Genomic DNA, 18440 nt, shown 5'->3' with positions numbered 1-18440 from the left:
CGGGACCGCGGAGTTCCTCGATCCCGAAGGAGGACAGGGCTGGCGTGGCTCCTCCGACGAAGCGGCGCGTCAAGCGGGGCACAGGGCGTCGGGCCGCCATCTCCGCGATCTGGGCCATCATACAGTGGGGCACCTCCAGTGGGGCACCTCACCGGATCGCGCAACTGGCTCGAAGCCGACCAGAACACTCGGATCGAGGAGAGCCGCCGGGCTGGTCAATTTTGTTTGACGCCCTGAATGTGATCGTTCACGGTCCGCCCTCGAGGGGCATGCTGCTGACATCGTATTTGCGCAGGCACACGAGCCGCGATGCGCGAATCGGTGGTTCAGCGGAACGGCTCGACGCATCGCGCTGGGGGCCGCTGGACTCTGTGGGCGCCAGCAGCTCGCTCGTGACGTGAGCTTGATTGGTGTCAGTGCATTTTTCTGCGAGCCGCGAAAAGGCCATCGAGTCGCGCGCCACGAGGCCTCGGAGAACCACGATCGCTCGGCAGCGCGCCCAGAACGGGCTGATCTCGCCCCCGGAGTGAGCATGACGACACGTCGATTCCTTTCGTCACTGGCCTGCATCGGCTGCGCGCTGTCGCTCGCCGCCTGCGGGAGCGATGATGCCGGCAAGGGCGCCGCCTCGACCGGCCAAGGTGGGGGCGGCGCCAGCGCGCCGGGCGCTGCCTCCAGCGGCCCCGGCGGGGGCTCTCCTGGAGGCGCCTCCTCCAGCGCGGGCGGCCAAGCGGGCGCCGGCACGGGCGGCGAAGCGCCCAGCGGCGGGACGACGTCGGCCGGCGGCGAGGGCGGCGCCGCAGGGGCGGGCGGGGCGGGCGGTTCGGACGAGTTCGAGCCGGTGAGCATCTGGTTCGGGACCACGCTCGATCCGCGCACCCAGGTGCTCGAGGCGCGGGCGCTCGCCGAGTCCGTCGCCGATCCCGGCTCTCCGCAGTGGCGCGCCAAAGGCGACCAGCGCAGGACGTATCGCTTTCCAGAAGCGGGCGCCGACGTTCCTTACCGCGTCTGCGTCCCGAAGGGCTGGGACGGCGCGTCGAAGCTGCCCCTCGTGATGTTCTTGCACGGCGCTTCGAACGACGAGAGCTCGTACCTGGATCAGAACAACAGGCAGATGGTGAATCTCGCCGACCAGCATGGCGTGCTCCTGGTCTCGCCGCTCGGCTATCAGGGCGCCTACGGCAACTTCCTGCGGCTGCCGGCCGTGTTCGGGCAACCCGAGGAGGCGGAGAAGCTCCTGGCCATGCGTACGCCCGAGCGAGAACGCGCCCAGGAGCTCAGCGAGAAGGACGTCATCAACGTCCTGGAGCTGGTGCTGAACGAGTACCCCATCGATCGCGGCGCGATGTTCCTCACCGGACACTCGATGGGGAGCGGCGGCACCTGGTACATCGGCGGTAAATACGCCGACTACTGGGCGGCTCTGGCGCCGATGTCCGGCCCCTTCGTCCAGGAGTCGGGCTATCCGTGGGACCGGCTGCTCGACGTGCCCATCTTCGTGACGGAAGGGACCGTCGGCACGCCTTCCCTGACCGGCAGCCGGGCGCTGCGCGACTGGATGATGGCTGGCGGCTACACGATCACATACAAGGAAGTCGATGCGGACCATGCAGGCATGGTTCCGCTCGTGCTGCCCGACGTCTTCGACTTCTTCGACCGCTAGCAGCCTCCGCGCTCGTCGCGTGCCTCACACGTCGCTCGGCGTACGCAACGGCGCTCTCAGCATGCGTGTCGCTGGCGGAAAGTTCCAGTCTTCACGGTCTCACGGCCATGCCAGCGTCCTCGCTCGGGCCGGAGGAACCATGCGGGCGGGTCGATTGGGTTTGACATCGATCTTGTGATCGTTCACATTGCTCCGGAGCGATATCCTTCTGCTTCGTCTTGGGTGGGTCGTCATGCGGACCGAGACCTTCGTCCTTCGATCTTCGATGGATGTCGGCAACGGCTCCGCTCGGTCGGCGGTGCGCACCGAGGGCGGCCGATCGGCGCCCCGCAGGCCCTCGGGCCGCCCTCTCGAGACCGCGCGATCTCTCGTGATCGCGCTCGTTCGCGAGCTCACGAGCTCCGATCATGCTCGAATCGTCCAGTGTTGAACGGCCGCGGGTCCCATGCAACAGGCAAGATCGACGCCGCGTGCGATGACGGAGTGAACACCACGGCTTCTGCTGAATGGTAGTCGCGTTGAGATCCACGCTGACCTGCCCGCTCGGTCGCCAGCGCTTCACCAGGAGAGACAGACGATGACCCCACCGTCTATTTCGAAGATCCTCCTGCCACGCTGGAGGCGGGCGCTGGGCGCGCCGCTGTACGCTGCGGCGCTCCTGCTCGCGGGGTGCACGGGCTCTCTGGGCGCTCACGAGGAGGGCGACGGCCCCTTGCCGGGCGGCGCTGCGGCGCCGCAGGTCGCCGAGCGCAGCATGTTTCCGCGGCTGAGCCACGCGCAGTGGGAGAACACGGTGCGCGATCTCCTGCGCCTGGACGACAGGCCCGGCCTCTCGGCGTCCTTCACGAGCGACCCGCTCGGCGGCGTGTTCGACAACAACGAAGCTGCGCTCCTCGTGACGCCGGGCCTCTGGAGCGATTACCAGCGCGCCGCGGAGGAGCTCGCGGCGATGGTGACCGCCGACGAGGACAAGCTCGGCCGGCTCGTGCCCGCCGACCTCCCGGTCGAGCCGGAGGCGCGGGCGCAGGCGTTCATCGAGCGGTTCGGCGAGCGGGCTTTCCGGCGCCCGCTCACGGCCGAGGAGCGGGACACGTATGTCGCGCTGTTCCGTCGCGGCGGGGAGCTCTTCGAGGGCGAGGAGCCGTTCGCGGCAGGCGTGCGCGCGGCGCTCGAGGCGTTTCTGCAGTCACCCCACTTCGTCTACCGGGTCGAGCGCGGCGCCGGGCCGGCGAAGGGCGGGCTCATCCCGCTGAGCGGCCACGAGATCGCGGCCAAGCTCTCGTACCTCTTCTGGAACTCGATGCCGTCCGACGCGCTCCTCGAGGCGGCGAAGGCGGGCGAGCTCTCGACCCGCGAGGCCGTCCGCGCCTACGCCGAGGGGATGCTCGACGACCTGCGCGCCCGCGAGGTCGTCCGCGCGTTCCACCGGCAGCTCTACGATTACGAGCAGTACCACGACCTCAACAAGGACAAGGCGCTCTACCCCGAGTTCGTCCCCGAGATGGGCGACGACATGCAGCGCGAGGCGGAGCGCTTCGTGGATCATGTCGTCTTCGAGAGGGAGGGGGGCCTCACCGAGCTGCTCACCTCGCGCACGGCGTTCGTGAACGACCACCTCGCGGCGGTCTACGGCGTCGAGGGCGACTTCTCGGACGAGCTCGAGCAGGTGGAGCTCGACGAGGCCGAGCGCTCGGGGCTGCTCACGCGCCTCGGCTTCCTCGCGGCGAAGGCGACGGCGCGGCAGCCGGACTCGATCCACCGCGGCGTCTTCGTGAACCTCAGGATCCTCTGCGCCGCGCTGCCGCCGCCGCCCGACGACGCGACCTCGCTGCCGCCGGGCGAGCAGGCGACCAACCGCGAGCGCGTCGAGGCGCACACGGGCAAGGGGACCTGCGGCGCGTCGTGCCACGGGGTGCTCATCAACCCGGCAGGGTTCGCCTTCGAGCATTACGACGCGATCGGCAAATACCGCACGACCGACAACGGGATGCCGGTCAACTCCGCCGACGCCTACACGCTCGGCGGCCAGCCGAGGAGCTACGCGGATGCCATCGAGTTCAGCCAGCTGCTCGCCGAGAGCAGCGAGGCGCACGCGTGCTACGCGGAGCGATGGCTCGAGTTCGCCCATGGCCGCGACGCGGACGTGAAGGACAAGGCGTTCGTCGAGCAGCTCGGCGAGGCGTCGCGCGGCGGCTCCTCGACCAAGGAGCTCCTCCTCGAGATCGTCTCCTCCACTCCGTTCCTCGCTCGAGTTCCCGCGGAGGCGCCATGATCACCCGACGACGTGTGCTTCGAGGCCTGTTCGGCGTCACGGTCGCGCTCCCGTTCCTGGAGACCTTCGCGCCGCGGCGTGCCTCGGCCGGCACGGGGGACGTGCCGCCCTTCGCGATCTTCATGCGCCAGGCGAACGGCGTGGCGCAGGCGGCCGGCGACGAGCCCGAGATGTTCTGGCCCAGCGAGACAGGCGCGCTGACCGCCGCGTCGATGGAGCGGGACAGCGACCGCGCGGTCAGCGAGCTCAAGGACTACGCGAGCAAGCTCATCCTGCTGCGCGGCGTGGATTTCGCGTTCAAGGCCAACGGGTGCGGCCACTCCGGCGGCGGCAACCAGTGCCTCACGGCCGCGCGCGTGTCGGACCAGCCGGCGGGCAACGAGTCGCTGGCGATGGGCGAGTCGATCGACAACCGCATCGCGACCGAGCTCAACCCGGCGGGCGTCGAGCCGCTGACGCTCTACGCGGGCAGGATGTCCGGCTACATCAACGAGGTGCTCTCGTACCGCGGGCCGAAGCTGCTGCGCGCAGCCGAGCGCAACCCGGCCAACGCGTACAAGAAGCTCTTCGGGCTCGCGGACGTGGACACCGAGGTCCAGCAGTCGCTGGTCGAGCGCCGCACCAGCGTCAACGACCTGGTGCGCGGGGAGATGAAGGCGCTCATGAGCCGGAAGGACATCAGCAAGAGCGATCGCGAGCGGCTGCAGCTCCACTTCGACAGCATCCGCGATCTCGAGGTCGCGCTCGCGTGCAAGCTCCCGGAGGAGCAGGTCGCCGAGATGGAGGCGATCTCGCCGAACGTCGGCAAATCCGAGAACGTCGAGGCCGTCACGCGGATGCAGATGGATATCATCGCGCTCGCGATGGCGTGCGGCGTCACGCGCGCGGCGACGCTCCAGGTGGGTGACGGCAACGACGGGACCGAGTACACGATCAACGGCGTCCGGCAGAAGAGCTACCACAAGATCTCCCACCGCATCGACAGCGACGGCACCTCGGGCCCGCCGATCGAGGGCGCTCAGGAGCTGCACCACCAGATCGACAGGATCCACGCGCGGCTCTTCAAGCACCTGCTCGACAGGCTGTCGTCCTACGAGCTCGGCTCGGGGACGCTCCTCGATCACGGCGTGGCGGTGTGGCTCAATGACAACGCCGACAAGTTCCACGGGTTTCGGAAGGTCCCCTACATCCTCGCCGGCGGCGCCGCGGGCTACCTGAAGACCGGCCAGTTCGTCGACGTCAAGATCACCAACAACAAGCTGCTCAACACGATCGGCGCGGCGGTCGGATGCACCAACAGCCAGGGAGGGCCGCTCGACGACTTCGGCGACGAGAGCCTCGAAGGCGGGCTCGTCGACCCGATCATCGCCTGAAGAAGCAAAGAATCCGGACGTTTCGGGGCTCGAGCCGCTGCCTGTCGGCTCGCCGCTCAAAACATCGCCATCTTCAATCGCTCAATCTGCGGAAATCCAACATGAATATGAACCGTTCTTCTCGATGGCTGCGCGGTACGACGTGGATCGCGCTCGGGGTCGCGGCTCTCGCTGCATGCGGCGATGGGGGCGACGGCGGTGGCGCGGGCGGCGCGGGAGGAGCTGGCAGCACGACCAGCGCCGGCACGACCAGCAACGGCACGACCAGCAACGGCACGACCGGCAACGGCACGACCGGCAACGGCACGACCGGCAGCAGCACGACCAGCAACAGCACGACAAGCGCCGGCACCGGCGGATCAAACGAAGGCGGCGGCGGCGGGGGCGCCTCGAGCAGCACGTCGAGCAGCACGTCCAGCAGCACGTCCAGCAGCACGACCTCCGGAGGCGGCGACCCCGAGCCCACGGGGAAGTTCGTCGGCAACATCACGACGCGCGGCGCCGTGCGCGACGGCTTCGCGAACTACTGGAACCAGATCACGCCCGAGAACGAGGGGAAGTGGGGCGAGGTCGAGAAGAGCCGCGGGAACAAGGACTGGAGCAAGCTCGACAGGATCTACAAGTACGCGCAGGACAACAACATCATCTTCAAGCACCACGTCTTCGTGTGGGGCTCCCAGCAGCCCAGCTGGGTCGGGAGCCTCTCCGGGCCGGACCAGCAGGCGGCCGTGCGGGATTGGATGAAGTCGTTCTGCGAGCGCTACCCCAAGACGAAGTACATCGATGTGGTCAACGAGCCGCCGCCCCACACCACGCCCTCTTACAAGAACGGCATCGGCGGCGACGGCGCCAGCGGCTGGGACTGGATCGTCAACTCCTTCAAGTGGGCCCGCGAGTTCTGCCCGAACGCGGTCCTGATCCTCAACGACTACAACAACATCGAGTACCAGAACGACCACAACAACTTCATGAAGATCGCGCGGGCGGTGATCGCGGCGGGCGCCCCGGTCGACGCCATCGGCGCGCAGGCCCACGACGCGTACAAGATCAACACCAACACCGTCAAGGGCTTCGTCGACCAGCTCGCCTCGCTGGGCAAGCCTGTGTACATCACCGAGTACGACATCGGCGAGGCGAACGACAACAGGCAGAAGCAGATCATGGAGGAGCAGTTCACGATGTACTGGAACCACCCCTCGGTCCAGGGCATCACCCTGTGGGGCTACATCGTCGGCACCACCTGGCGGGACAACACCGGCATCCAGTATGATGACAACAGGATGCGGCCGGCCATGCAGTGGCTGATGGACTTCCTGGATCGCCAGTGATCGATGTCGCGCTGAAGAACAACGGCTGGGCGGCGCAAGGTCCGCCCGAGCTGGCCGAGGGCAGCGGCGCGCGCAGCCGCGCTTCGTACGCGGGCTGCCCGAACGGGCACCACGCGCGCCGGCGTGCGTTCGACGGGGATCACACGCCCTCGCCGAAGGACAACGGCCAGCCGACGACCTGGGATCCTCGCGAGGTCCGGGGTTACTTCACGCAGCTCTGAGCTGAGGGTTGAGCGGCGGCGCTCGGCGCGCTCCGTCGGAGAGCCGCCGGGCCCGGGAGCTCGAACGTCGTCCGCCGTCGATGCCCACCTTCCGCACAAAGCGATGTCCGCGGGCTCGCCCGGCGGGCTGTCTTCACGGCGAACCACCCCGGCGAGAGGCGCCGGAGCGCCATGAGCCGAGCGACCCGCGACATGGACGATGCCTGACCGAGCTTCAGGAGAGCAGCAAGGATCCTAGAATGTCGACGAGCACGAACTCCCTCCAACGTGAGCTCCTCGGGGCGGCGCTGTTGCTCTGCGGCGTGACCGCGTTTCCGTCGGTCTCCCTGGCAGACAACCCCATCGTACAGACCATTTATACACCCGATCCTGCGCCCATGGTCCACGATGACACGGTATACCTCTATACCGGGCATGACGAGGACAGCGCCACGGACTGGTTCACGATGAACGAATGGAGGGTGTATTCCTCCAAGGATATGGTGAACTGGACGGATCACGGGTCGCCGCTGAAATTCAGCGATTTCAGCTGGGCAAAGGGCGACGCGTGGGCAGGCCAGGCCATCCACAGGAACGGGAAGTTCTACTACTACGTTCCTGTCACGAGCCGCTCGCTGAACAGGATGACCATCGGCGTTGCCGTGTCGGACAGCCCCACCGGTCCGTTCAAGGACGCCCTGGGACGGCCGTTGATCACGGCCGATTGCGGAGACATCGATCCGACGCCGTTCATCGACGACGACGGCCAGGCTTATCTGTACTGGGGAAACCCGAGCGTGTGCTACGTGAAGCTGAACCAGGACATGATCTCCTATCAGGGAGACGTCGTGCGCGTGCCCATGACGGCGGAGAGCTTCGGACAGCGCACCGGGAATGACGATGGTCGCCACAAGACCAAGTACGAAGAAGGCCCGTGGCTCTACAAGCGCGATGGGCTGTACTACCTGGTGTACGCGGGTGGCCCTATCTCCGAATACATCGCCTACTCGACGAGCAGCAAGCCGACCGGCCCGTGGACGTACCGGGGGGTGATCATGCCCACGGAGGGCAGCAGCTTCACCAATCACGCGGGCGTCATCGACTTCAAGGGGAGCTCCTACTTCTTCTATCACAACGGCGCCTTGCCGGGCGGCGGCGGTTATCATCGCTCGACGGCCGTAGAGCGGTTCACGTTCAACGCCGACGGTACATTCCCGACGATCAAGATGACCAAGGAGGGCCCGCCTGGCGTCGGCAACCTGAATCCGTATGTGATGACGGAGGCCGAGACCATCGCCTGGGAATCCGGGGTCGAGACCGAGGTATGCGGGGAGGGGGGAATGAACGTCGGGTCGATCGAGAACGGGGACTACATCAAGGTGAAGGGCGTCGATTTTGGCACCGGCGCGGTGTCCTTCGACGCGAGAGTTGCCTCGGCGACGAGCGGCGGCAGCATCGAGCTGCGCCTCGACGGCGCGACGGGCACGCTGGTGGGAACCTGCATGGTTCAGGGGACCGGAGGCTGGCAGACCTGGGTCACCACGTCCTGCGCGGTCGACGGTGCGACAGGGATACACGATCTGTACCTGAAGTTCACCGGTGGGAGCGGTTTCCTGTTCAATGTCAACTGGTGGAAGTTCACTCCGCTCGACGCCCCGGATCCGACCGGCGCGGGGGGCGCTGGCGCGGGGGGCGCTCCGGACGTGGGTGAAGGGGGAGCGGCGGGCAGCGGCGGGTCGGGCGAGGGGGCGAGCAGCAGCAGCGCAGCGACGACCGGCAGCGGAGCGACGGCGGGCAGCGGAGCGACGGCGGGGAGCGGAGCGACGGCGGGGAGCGGCACGGGCGGCGCTGGCGGTACCCCCGCTGACGGCGCCAGCGGCGACGAGGGCGGGTGCGCCTTCCGGGTCCAATCGGGGCCCAGCTCCCCCGCGGGCGCGCTCGCCGCCTTGATCGCGCTCGGCGCGGTCGCCGCGAGGCGGCGTCGTGCCCGAGGAGCCGGGCGGAGCGGATCCGCCGCGAATTGACGGTCTGATGCAATCATTGGAGGTTTGATCATGTTCACGAGAGTCCGCGCAGGTCTGATGCTCGCCGCTGCCTCGCTGGCGCTCGCGGTCAGCTCGACCGCGGCAGCGAAGCCTTACAAGGGCGCAGAGCTTTACTCGGCCCAGAGCTATCTTCATGGCCGCATGGAGATGCGCATGCGCATGGTGCGCGGGAGCGGCATCCTGTCGACCTTCTTCACCTACAAGAACGGCTCAGAGATGTCGGGCGCGTTCTGGGAGGAGATCGACATCGAGGTCTTCGGGAAGAACAACGCCCGGAGCTGGCAGTCCAACATCATCACCGGGATGGGCACGAGGGTGACGTCGGAGGGGGTGCACGACGCGGGCGTCTCCCTCGCGGACGGCTATCACACCTACACGCTGGAGTGGACCCCGGACTACGTGTCCTGGAGCATCGACGGGCGAGAGATCAAGAGGTCGACGGGGGCGCAGGTGACCGCCCTGAAGAATGCCCAGTCTTTCCGCTTCAACACGTGGTCCTCGGAGGCCACGGAATGGGTCGGACCGTTCGACGATTCCGTCCTCCCGGCGCACCAGTTCGTCAACTGGATCAAGTATTATCGCTACAACAACGGGAACTTCGAGCTCGCGTGGCAGGACGACTTCAACTCCCTGGACAGCACGCGATGGAGCAAAGCGGACTGGACGTTCGACGGGAACCGCGTGGACTTCGACCCGCAGAACGTGACGGTGAAGGACGGCACGCTGGTGCTGTCGCTGACACGGGAGGGGCAGACCGGGTTCAACGGAAATGTACCCCGCGATGAGGACACCGGGTCGGGCGCGGGCGGGGCGGCGACGGCGGCCAGCTCCTCCGCCACCGGCGCGGGTGGGGCGGAGACGGCGGCCAGCTCCTCCGGCAGCGGCGAGGGCGGGGCGGCGACGGTGGCCAGCTCCTCCGGCAGCGGCGAGGGCGGGGCGGCGACGGCGGCCAGCTCCTCCGGCAACGGCGTGGGCGCGGCAGGGACGCCGGCCAGCTCGTCCGGCAGCGGCGACGCATCGGGCGAGGGAGGTGGGGTCGGCGGGACCACGCCGGACGGCGAGTCCTCCGACGCAGGTGGCGGGTGCGTGGCCGCCGGAGCCAGCACCACGTCGAGCTCGTGGGCCGCGGCGCTCGCCCTGGGGCTCTCCGCCCTGGCGATGCGGCGGCGCCGGCCCCGCGGCTGACCTGATCAGGATGCTCGAAGGCGCCGCGGGGCGGGGGAGGGTGCCCTCGCCGCCGCGGTCGTGACGAGGGCGGCGCCGCGGGGCGCCGCTAGATCTTCTCCCAGCGCCTGCTCTCGGCGGAACGGAACAGCGCGTCGATGACGCGCATGTTGCCGACCGCGACCTCGATCGAGTTCTCGATCGGGCTGCCCGTGCGGATGGCGCGCGAGAACGCCTCGCTCTGCAGGTGGTACTGGTCGACGACGGGGAACGAGGTGACCTTGGCCGAGCTGCAGTTCAGCGTCGAGCCGTCATCGAGGAAGATCTTGCACGGCCGGTCGGCGGGCGCGTTGAACGGGATCTCGATCTCGATGCGGCCCTTGGTGCCGAGCGCGTTCACGCGCTGGTAGGCCACCGCCTGCGTGCTGCACGTGAACGTCAGGTGCGCGCCGCCGTAATCGAGCAGGCCCGAGGTCAAGCGATCGGTGCCGAACTCGGGATCGCGCTCGACGAGCACCATCGCCCGCACGGGCTCGCGTCCGAACAGCAAGCGCGACGTGTTCACGGCGTAACAGCCGATGTCGTAGAGGGCGCCGCCCCCGACCTGTTCCCTGTTGCGGATGTTGGTCGCGTCCCGGTTGAAATACGAGAACGCCGCCTGGACGCTGACCAGCTCGCCGATCCGGCCGCTTCGTACCCAGTCCCTGGCCTGCTGCCACTGCGGGTGATAGCGGACCATGAACGCCTCGGCGATCCGCTTGCCCGTCTCGTGCTGGACGTCGACGAGCGCCGCGGCGTCCTTGGCGCTGAGCGCGATCGGCTTCTCGCACAGGACGTGCTTGCCGGCGCGGGCCGCGCGCGCCGACCACTTCACGTGCAGGTGGTTGGGCAGCGGGATGTAGACGGCCTCGATCTCCGGATCGTCGAGCAGCTCGTCGTAGCTTCCGTACGCCTTCGGGATCCCGAGCGACTCCGCGGCGGCGCGCGCCTTGCCGATGTCGCGCGATGCCAGCGCGGCGAGCTGGGTCAGGGGCCCCCGCCACATGCTGGGCAGGCTCACCTTCAACGCGAAGTTGCTCGCCCCGAGGACGCCCCAGCGCACGGGGGTGATGGATTCGCTCGACTTCGGATCTTGCGCGGATGTGGACATGGACACCTTGCAGCGCGCGACGCTGGCGGCCGACGGCGCGTCTGAGAACGCTCGACGTGAATCGACCCGACGGTCAGGCCAGGGGCTGGAGGGAGAGCGCCCGCCCTGCGCGAGGAGCGGAGAGGGCGAGAGCAGGGCGCGGCGCCTCAGAAGGCGTCGTCACGGTGCTTCGCCTCGTACTCCACCTTGTGCAGAGCCCCGTTGATCCAGGACCTGTGTCGGACAGGCTCTCTGTCCTTTGTCGCCGCAGCTGAAATCCTTCCCTTCGGCGACCGATGCGGGGACGTCCGCCGTCCCGCTCGCGGCCCATGCTGCGCCCGCAAAGCCGCCCGCGAACCCGAAGGCAAAGCCAGTGCCGACGCTCATCATCACGGCCCCCATCAGCTTCACGCTCATCCACATCCGATGTCTCCTGATCAGGGAAGGGGCAAGCTCAGCCGCATGATCGCAGCTCAGAGACGGATTGTGATCGTTCACATGATCGGGGTCAATCAAAATGGACCGGTGTGCAGCCATCCTCGGCCGCAGTCGATGCGTGGCGGCGGCCGGCGATGCGTGGCGGCGGCGGGCGATGCGTGGCGGCGGCGGGCGATGCGTGGCGGCGGCCGGCCGCGGCGCCCGCGTGAGCTGTCACACGAGCTTGGCTTGCACGAGATCGTGGGTTCCGGGGAGCCCGGAGGGGGCTCTCGCGCTGCGCCGGCTCGGCCTCGCCCAGGATGCGCGCGGCCCTGGAGCACCCCGCCAGCGTCGTCCTCCCCCGGGCTTGAGGGGGGGGCCCGCGCGCCCGTCGATTGGCGTTGACTCCCGGGATGTGATCGTTCACATTGCGCTCAGGGCCTCCTTTTGCTTCGCCCTCGGTGGGGTATCCTGCGCGCCGAGACGTTCGTCTTCTTGAGCGGTCCCGGCGCCGATTCCGTTCGAACGGCCGTCGCTGAAGCGATTGCCGATCGATGGTGCTTGGTGTCTCGCCAGAGGTGAACACCAGAGGCCACGACAAGCCTTGCTGACTCGATGGCTGTCGTGAACCGCTAGGTGCTGTTCACTGGAAATTTCTTGGGAGTCCGGCGAAGCGGCCGGATGGCAACTTCGGGGGCGGCGTGACCTGTGTTGCGGCGGGCTATGCTCAACCCCTTTTCGGGCGCAGCAGTGTCATCACACGGGCCCCGTCCTGTATCTGGTGCTCCAGGCTGCATCACGCCGGGCGAGATGGGCTCCGTGATGCGAGCGCCTGCTCTGAGGCATGGTCGCGAGATGTGGGTCCCCGCGCGTCGTCACCCCCTTGCATTATCGGAGAGCAAGATGAAGAAGCCGTCATGGCACGAGCTCCGTTCCTCGAGAGAAGTCGCCGCCGTTTGCGCGCTCGCGTTCGCTGCCGCGTGCACGGGCGCGCTGGGTGACACGACGGACGGCCCTGGGGAGTCCTCTTCCTCTGCCGGGGGTGATGGAGCGTCGACGGGCTCGGACCCGCCGCAGTTCCAACCCGCGGCCGGGATGCTGCGCCGTTTGACGAGAACGCAGTTCCGCAACGCGGTGCGCGACATGCTGGGCGTCGAGGTCGATATCCATCAGCTCGACGCCGACAGCTGGAACGGGAACTTTGCGGTCATCGGCGCCGCGACCGTCGTGACCTCGGAGCGCGGCGTCGAGCAGTACCACGCGGCCATCGAGGGCGCCGTCGACGCGGTGTTCGCGGATCCCGCGAGGCGGGACCAGTTCATCGGCTGCGCGCCGAGCGGCGCGGAGGACGACGCGTGCGTGCGCGGTTTCATCGAGGCGCAGGGGCGTCGCGCGTGGCGCCGCCCGCTCGAGGCCGCCGAGGTCGACCGGCTCGCGGCCGTCGCCACGAAGGCCGCGGCCGAGCTCGAGAGCGCCGTCGAGGGGGCCCGCTGGGCGACGGTGGCCCTCTTCACGTCTCCGAACTTCCTGTATCGCCCGGAGCTCGGCGCTCCGAGCGCCGACGGCTCGCTTCGCTTGACGGGCTACGAGATGGCGTCCCGGCTCGCGTTCCTCGTGTGGAACAGCCTGCCAGACCAGGAGCTGCTCGATCAGGCCGCGAGCGGGGCGCTCGGAACGGTGGAGGGGATCCGCGCGGCGGCGACGCGGCTGCTCGAGGCGCCCGCGGGGCGCGAGGCGGTCGGCGCCTTCGCCGAGGAGTACATGCGGCTCGATCGGATCAGCACGCAGGCAAAGGACGCGGGGCTCTTTCCGGAGTACAGCCCCGCGCTGCAAGCGGCGATGATCCGCGACATGCGAGGCACCTGGGAGGTGCTCGCGTTCGACGATCAGGCGAGCGCGCTCGAGCTGTTCTCGACAACGAAGGCCGTCGTCAACACCGAGCTCGCCCAGCTCTACGGTCTCGACACGGCCGGCCTCGGCTCGGGCGCCTTCGAGGTCCGCTCGTTGCCCGCGGACGGCCCGCGCATCGGGATCCTCAGCAAAGCGGGCTTCCTCTCGCAGTTCGCGAACCAGAAGGAGGGCTCTCCGACCTTGCGCGGCAAGTTCATGCGTGACGCCCTCATGTGCACGCCCATCCCGCCGCCCCCCGGCGACGTCGCCCTCGAGCTCCCGGAGCCGCCGGCGGACAAGCCCCTGACGAAGCGTCAGCGCCTCGAGATCCACCGGACCGAGCCCGCCTGCGCCGGCTGCCATTCGTTCATGGACCCGCTGGGCCTGCCGCTCGAGACGTTCGACGCGATCGGCCGCTTCCGCACGACCGATCACGGCCTGCCGATCGACCCGAGCGGCGAGTTCGACGGGGTGCCGGTCGCCGACGCGCGCGCGCTCGGCGTGACCCTCAGCGAGAGCGCCTCGGTCGCGGAGTGCCTCGTCCGCAAGTACTACATGTATGCAGCGGGTCACGAGGAGAGAAAGGTGGACAAGCGCGTGCTGGACGCGCTGACCGCTTCTTTCGAAGGGTCGGGGTACAAGCTGCGCGAGCTGGTCCTCGACGTCGTGACCAACGACGCGTTCTCGTCCGTCGCCCCCCAACCCTGATCGCAGGTACCCCCATGACGAACAAAGCTTTGAGCCGACGAACTGTTCTCCGGGGCATTCTGGCGACGGGCGCCGCCGTCACCATCCCGCTCCCCTTGCTGGAGATCATGCTGAACGAGAGCGGCACGGCGCACGCCCAGACGAAGACCCCGGTCTCGCCGCTCTATGTCACGTGGTTCTTCGGGAACGGCACGCTGCCCGGTCGCTGGAAGCCGACGCGCACGGGCTCCGGTCAGGCCTGGGACCTCAGCCCCGAGCTCCAGCCGCTCGCGGACCTCAAGTCGTATCTCACGGTGATCAGCGGCCTCGAGAACAAGCTCGTGGTCTCCGGCGTCGAGCACCCCACGGGGTCGGCCGGGGCCACGACCGGCGCGCCGCTCAGCGGGAACGCCGTGCGGGCCGCGTCCATCGACCAGGTCGTCGCGAACGCCATCTCGGAGGGGGCGCCGTACCGCTCTCTCGAGGTGGGATTGACGCCGGCGACGCCGGGCGGCCCTCAGGACTCGCTGCACACGGTCTCGCACAGGGGGCCGAACGCGCGCAACAACCCGGAGTTCGATCCGAAGGCCGTGTTCAACCGATTGTTCATGAACGGCTTGCCCGAGCCCAGCGACGACGGCGCGGAGCAGGCCGCGAAGCTCGCGAACGTCCGGAAGAGCGTGCTCGACTCCGTCATGCAGGACGGCGCGAGCCTGAAGCAGCGGCTCGGGGCGGCCGACAGGCATCGTATCGACGAGCACCTCGAGTCGATCCGGGCCATCGAGCAGCGCCTCGAGAGCATGCCGTCCGGCGGCGGCTCGACGTCGGCGTGCAAGAGCCCGACGGCCCCCACCGTCGGCAAGGATGCGCAGAGCGAGGCGCCCCCTGCGGTGAACTCCGCCATGGTCGAGCTCTCGGCGCTCGCGCTCGCCTGCGAGAGGACCCGCGTGCTCTCGTTCATGTTCTCGCTGCCCGCCGCGCACGTCTACTACCGGCACCTCGCGCAGGACATGAACGACGACTTTCACGACACCATCTGCCACGGGGACGCCGGGGATCAATCGAGCCAGCCTCGCGTCGACAAGGGCGTGATCTACACGATGCGCTGCCTGAACGAGTTCTTGACGAAGCTCAAGAACACGCCGCACGGCAGCTCGAACCTGCTCGACAGCTCGCTCGTGTACGTCACGTCCGACACCGCGTGGGGCAAGGTGCACACGAGGACGGAATGGCCGGTGCTCTTCGCCGGGAAGGCCGGAGGGCGGCTGCGCGGCGACGAGCACCGCAACTTCCCCGGCGACAACCTGAGCAAGGCGCTCCTGACGATCGCCCAGGTCATGGGCTTGAACGTGACGGAGTTCGGCGTCGACGCGGGGCGGGTCACGTCGCCGCTCGCGGGCATCCAGGTCTGACCACGCCAGCACGCGCCGCGGCGTCTGGAAGAGGCGCTCGCAGGCGCTCGCGGACCTGCCCGCGCCGCCCATCGTCCCCGGATCGAGGACAACCCACCTCGCGATCGAGCGGCCCGCTGTGGACCGACGAAGCGAGGCTGTTCGAAGGCCTGAGCCGCGTTCACAAACCGTTCGTGGCGCCGCCTTTGGCGCGGATGCGAGGACGAAAGGGTCCACCCTTTCGCCCACGTGCGCGGTCCACGTCAACGTGACGGAGGGCTCGTTCGACGTGCCGTTCGCCAACGGCGAGTGAGGCTCACCGGCACGGGAAGTCGTCGAAGCGGCCGCAAACGGATAGGTCGGTGCGGCCAGCGCCCACGGATAGATCCCACGCGATCGCCGAAGGCGCCCCGGCGTATGGCTCGATCGTGAGCGTGCCGGTGAGGGGATTGGGCTGCAAGCCCCTGCTGGCCAGCGCCATGCCGTGCGGCGTCTCGACACCGAGCGTGAACGTTCCCGGTTGCCCGTCCCACCTCACGATCCCGAACACGAGCACATCGTCCACGACGTCCGGCGCGGGCAGACAGCCGGAGCCCCTCGGCGAGATCTCCACGAAGAGCGTCGAGCCGGCGGGCTCGTCGCCGCAATCGATATAGCTGTAGACCCGATCGGGCGGCACCGTCCAACCGGGTGATGAGGACGAGCTGCTGGTATCGCTGCTTCCGGCGCCTGGTGCTGACGTTCCGCCGCCGCCGTCGCCGCCGTCGCTCGCGCCATGGCCGTCCTCGCGAACGACGACGGTGCTGTCACAGGCGCTCGCGAAGAGGAGCGCGCCCAAGAGGACCACCCACACCATGCGGGCTATCTTAACACGCGCGAAGGATCCCAGCGAGGGGCGCCCCGCGGGCTGTGGCTGTGGGGTGAAGGCGGCGATTTCAATGGCTGAAAAAGTAGTTGATTTGGCGTTGCGTTCTCCGGATGTGGTGGAGCGCATAAGGAAAAGTTCTCTCGGCTACAGCGCGGCTGTACGAGACGCGAGCAGCAGCGAGGGCTTCACTTCCTCTGCACCGAGCAGAGCGGCGGTCTCCCGCACAGGAGACGGGCCCACCTCGGCGTTTTCGGCGCGCAAGCGCACTCCAGTGCGCTGAGCACCGAAAACGTCGAGGTGGGCCCGTATCCGAAGCGGGTGACCGCCGCTCTAGCGAACCGCCTTCAACAGGCCGAGGCGGTACGGGAGCTGCGAGTATTCGCCGCCCGAGCTCGGGTTGCGTCCTTGGTACAGGAACTGCAGATTGCAGGTGTCGATCGTCGCGGTTTCGTCGTTGCCATCGCGCACCAGCTCGCCATGGCTGACGTCGTCGCTCCAGTCAGCCACGCCCGGCGCGTAGGTGACGTTGTTTTGACCTGCGAACGGCGCGTTCCAGGTATGCGCGAGCGGGGTCCACGCGCCGTCGAGGCGATCCGCGGTGAAGGAGCGATAGAACCTGGCGCCCGTCGGGCCGATGGCCTCGATCAGCGTCAAGTACTTGTTCATGCCTTTGATCTTGTACGTGGAGCTCCCCTCGAACAGGTTGTTGCGGTTCGAGTCCTGAAGGGCGATCGAGACCGGACCGAATCCGTTCGGGAAGTTCTGCAGCGTGGTCTGGCTGCGGTACATCCGGCCGTCGTCGCCGGTGAAGAAGAGGTAACAGTTGGCGCTGTCGCAGATCACCCAGTAATCGATGGGCAGGCTGGGCATGCCGGCGGGCGTGGACGCGAAGAAGTTCTGGGGCCTGGTCCAGGTGTCCGGGCGGCTCGGGTCGCTGGTCGTGGAGAACTGCGGCGGCTGCGATTGATAGATGAGGTACCACTTGTTCTGAGGCCTGAAGAAGAACATCTGCGGCGCGCACCGATAGCCGCTGAAGCCAGGCGTGCGATCCATGTAGTAATGGGATGCGGACGCGGCCTGGGACCAGTCGGTGAAGTTCAGGTACGTCATCTGCCAGTTCCCGGCGGTGTTCGCCGTGGTGGCGTAGATGTGCCATCGATCGTTGAAGAAGGAGACCGTCGGATCCTTGATGGACACGATGTTGTGAGTCGCGTCGGACTTCGGGCTCACCAGCGCGCTGCTCGACTGCCAGCGGAAGGTGGTGGGCAAGCCGCAACCGTCGCCGCCCCCGCTGCCGCCGCTGCCACCGCTGCCGCCGGTGCCGCCCGTGCCGCCGGTGCCGCCCGTGCCGCCGCTGCCGCCGGTGCCGCCGGAGCCTGTGCCGCCGGTGCCCGAGCTCACGGGCGTGATCCGGAATTGCTGGTTGGTCCCGCCGTTCGATGCCCATTGAATCACGGCGGTGCCGTCCGCGGTGCCGCGGCCGTAGACGTCCAGGGACTTGCCGCTGTTGCGTGCGGTGAGGCGGACGACGCCGCTGGCGACGTCCGTGAAGGACCACTGCTGGTTCTCCCCGCTCCAGCAGGAGTACTGCTGGATGCGGGCGCCGTCGCTGGTGGAGGCGCCCGCGACGTCCATGCAACGGTTGCTGTTGACGTTGCGGATGCGATAGTAGCCGCCGCCCGCCGATTCCATGCGGAACTGTTGCCGCGTCGAGCCGTTGCAGCTGGCGATCTGCAAGGCGGCTGCGTCCGCGGTGCTGCCACCGGCCACCTCGACGCATTTCCCACTCTGGACGCCGACGATCGTGTAGGTCGCCGCGGTGTCGATGGTGACGCTCTCGGCGAGCTCGTCGAACTCGTGGCCGTCTTCATCGAGCTGCTCGGCGGAGACGCACGCGGCCGTGGCCGCGATCGTCGTGAGCAGCGACCATCGTCTGAATCGGATTCTCATCATCATCCCCTCTGTTCAAAGGTAGGCGAAGCGGGAAGCAAGGCACATGGGAAGGCGCCCGGG

At 68.2% G+C, this 18440-nt stretch carries 12 protein-coding genes; 9 read left to right on the top strand and 3 right to left on the bottom strand.

Translation table 11 applies throughout. The features are described from left to right. The first annotated feature begins 532 nt into the window (after positions 1-532). The 7 genes from WMF34_RS23790 (at position 533) to WMF34_RS23760 (ending at position 10066) form a co-directional block, all read left to right on the top strand. Positions 533-1663 (top strand): hypothetical protein, encoded by a 1131-nt coding sequence (locus WMF34_RS23790; RefSeq protein ID WP_437989209.1) that lies wholly within the window; start codon positions 533-535, stop codon positions 1661-1663. Positions 1664-2240: 577 nt separating this feature from the next. Next, positions 2241-3935: a DUF1592 domain-containing protein gene (locus WMF34_RS23785; protein WP_012237235.1), complete on the top strand. Its 1695-nt coding sequence runs from the start codon at positions 2241-2243 to the stop codon at positions 3933-3935. Next, a complete protein-coding gene (locus WMF34_RS23780) occupies positions 3932-5308 on the top strand; it encodes a DUF1552 domain-containing protein (RefSeq protein ID WP_012237234.1) in 1377 nt (458 codons plus the stop codon). The genes WMF34_RS23785 and WMF34_RS23780 overlap by 4 nt, the downstream gene beginning before the upstream one ends. A 101-nt stretch (positions 5309-5409) precedes the next feature. Next, positions 5410-6636, top strand: coding sequence for an endo-1,4-beta-xylanase (locus WMF34_RS23775; RefSeq protein WP_437989208.1), 1227 nt, complete (start codon positions 5410-5412; stop codon positions 6634-6636). Further along, on the top strand, positions 6633-6857 hold the full coding sequence (locus tag WMF34_RS23770) for a hypothetical protein (RefSeq protein ID WP_044965580.1): 225 nt from the start codon (positions 6633-6635) through the stop codon (positions 6855-6857). The genes WMF34_RS23775 and WMF34_RS23770 overlap by 4 nt, the downstream gene beginning before the upstream one ends. A 239-nt stretch (positions 6858-7096) precedes the next feature. Then, the gene (locus tag WMF34_RS23765; protein WP_437989207.1) at positions 7097-8860 is read left to right on the top strand and encodes a glycoside hydrolase family 43 protein; all 1764 of its coding nucleotides are present in this window, start codon (positions 7097-7099) and stop codon (positions 8858-8860) included. A 30-nt stretch (positions 8861-8890) separates the two neighbouring features. Next, positions 8891-10066 (top strand): family 16 glycosylhydrolase, encoded by a 1176-nt coding sequence (locus WMF34_RS23760; protein WP_012237229.1) that lies wholly within the window; start codon positions 8891-8893, stop codon positions 10064-10066. A gap of 88 nt (positions 10067-10154) precedes the next feature. Here the strand turns inward: WMF34_RS23760 and WMF34_RS23755 are convergent, their stop codons facing one another. Then, positions 10155-11195 carry a Gfo/Idh/MocA family protein gene (locus WMF34_RS23755; protein WP_012237228.1) on the bottom strand — a complete coding sequence of 347 codons (1041 nt, stop codon included), beginning with the start codon at positions 11193-11195 and terminating at the stop codon, positions 10155-10157. Positions 11196-12698: 1503 nt separating this feature from the next. Between WMF34_RS23755 and WMF34_RS23750 the strand changes: the two genes are divergently transcribed. Beyond that, positions 12699-14189, top strand: a complete 1491-nt coding sequence (locus WMF34_RS23750) for a DUF1592 domain-containing protein (RefSeq protein ID WP_437989206.1) — start codon at positions 12699-12701, stop codon at positions 14187-14189. A 29-nt stretch (positions 14190-14218) separates the two neighbouring features. Beyond that, the gene (locus WMF34_RS23745; protein WP_437989205.1) at positions 14219-15580 is read left to right on the top strand and encodes a DUF1552 domain-containing protein; all 1362 of its coding nucleotides are present in this window, start codon (positions 14219-14221) and stop codon (positions 15578-15580) included. A gap of 295 nt (positions 15581-15875) precedes the next feature. On the opposite strand, the gene WMF34_RS23740 is transcribed toward WMF34_RS23745, so the two are convergent. Beyond that, the gene (locus WMF34_RS23740) at positions 15876-16553 is read right to left on the bottom strand and encodes a hypothetical protein (protein ID WP_231865028.1); all 678 of its coding nucleotides are present in this window, start codon (positions 16551-16553) and stop codon (positions 15876-15878) included. 204 nt (positions 16554-16757) lie between these two features. Next, positions 16758-18377, bottom strand: coding sequence for a non-reducing end alpha-L-arabinofuranosidase family hydrolase (locus WMF34_RS23735; protein WP_437989204.1), 1620 nt, complete (start codon positions 18375-18377; stop codon positions 16758-16760). Positions 18378-18440 lie beyond the last annotated feature (63 nt).

Source organism: Sorangium sp. So ce145, from assembly GCF_051525985.1.
Lineage (GTDB): Bacteria > Myxococcota_A > Polyangia > Polyangiales > Polyangiaceae > Sorangium > Sorangium cellulosum_B.
The sequence above is the reverse complement of the archived record's forward strand: the minus strand, read 5'-3'. Positions and strand labels throughout refer to the sequence as shown.

What these genes read in the sequence shown, in the direction of transcription:
- WMF34_RS23790 (WP_437989209.1), top strand. Translation starts at nt 533, where the DNA reads ATGACGACACGTCGATTCCTTTCGTCACTGGCCTGCATCGGCTGCGCG.
- WMF34_RS23785 (WP_012237235.1), top strand. Translation starts at nt 2,241, where the DNA reads ATGACCCCACCGTCTATTTCGAAGATCCTCCTGCCACGCTGGAGGCGG.
- WMF34_RS23780 (WP_012237234.1), top strand. Translation starts at nt 3,932, where the DNA reads ATGATCACCCGACGACGTGTGCTTCGAGGCCTGTTCGGCGTCACGGTC.
- WMF34_RS23775 (WP_437989208.1), top strand. Translation starts at nt 5,410, where the DNA reads ATGAATATGAACCGTTCTTCTCGATGGCTGCGCGGTACGACGTGGATC.
- WMF34_RS23765 (WP_437989207.1), top strand. Translation starts at nt 7,097, where the DNA reads ATGTCGACGAGCACGAACTCCCTCCAACGTGAGCTCCTCGGGGCGGCG.
- WMF34_RS23760 (WP_012237229.1), top strand. Translation starts at nt 8,891, where the DNA reads ATGTTCACGAGAGTCCGCGCAGGTCTGATGCTCGCCGCTGCCTCGCTG.
- WMF34_RS23755 (WP_012237228.1), bottom strand. Translation starts at nt 11,195, where the DNA reads ATGTCCACATCCGCGCAAGATCCGAAGTCGAGCGAATCCATCACCCCC.
- WMF34_RS23740 (WP_231865028.1), bottom strand. Translation starts at nt 16,553, where the DNA reads ATGCGCTCCACCACATCCGGAGAACGCAACGCCAAATCAACTACTTTT.
- WMF34_RS23735 (WP_437989204.1), bottom strand. Translation starts at nt 18,377, where the DNA reads ATGAGAATCCGATTCAGACGATGGTCGCTGCTCACGACGATCGCGGCC.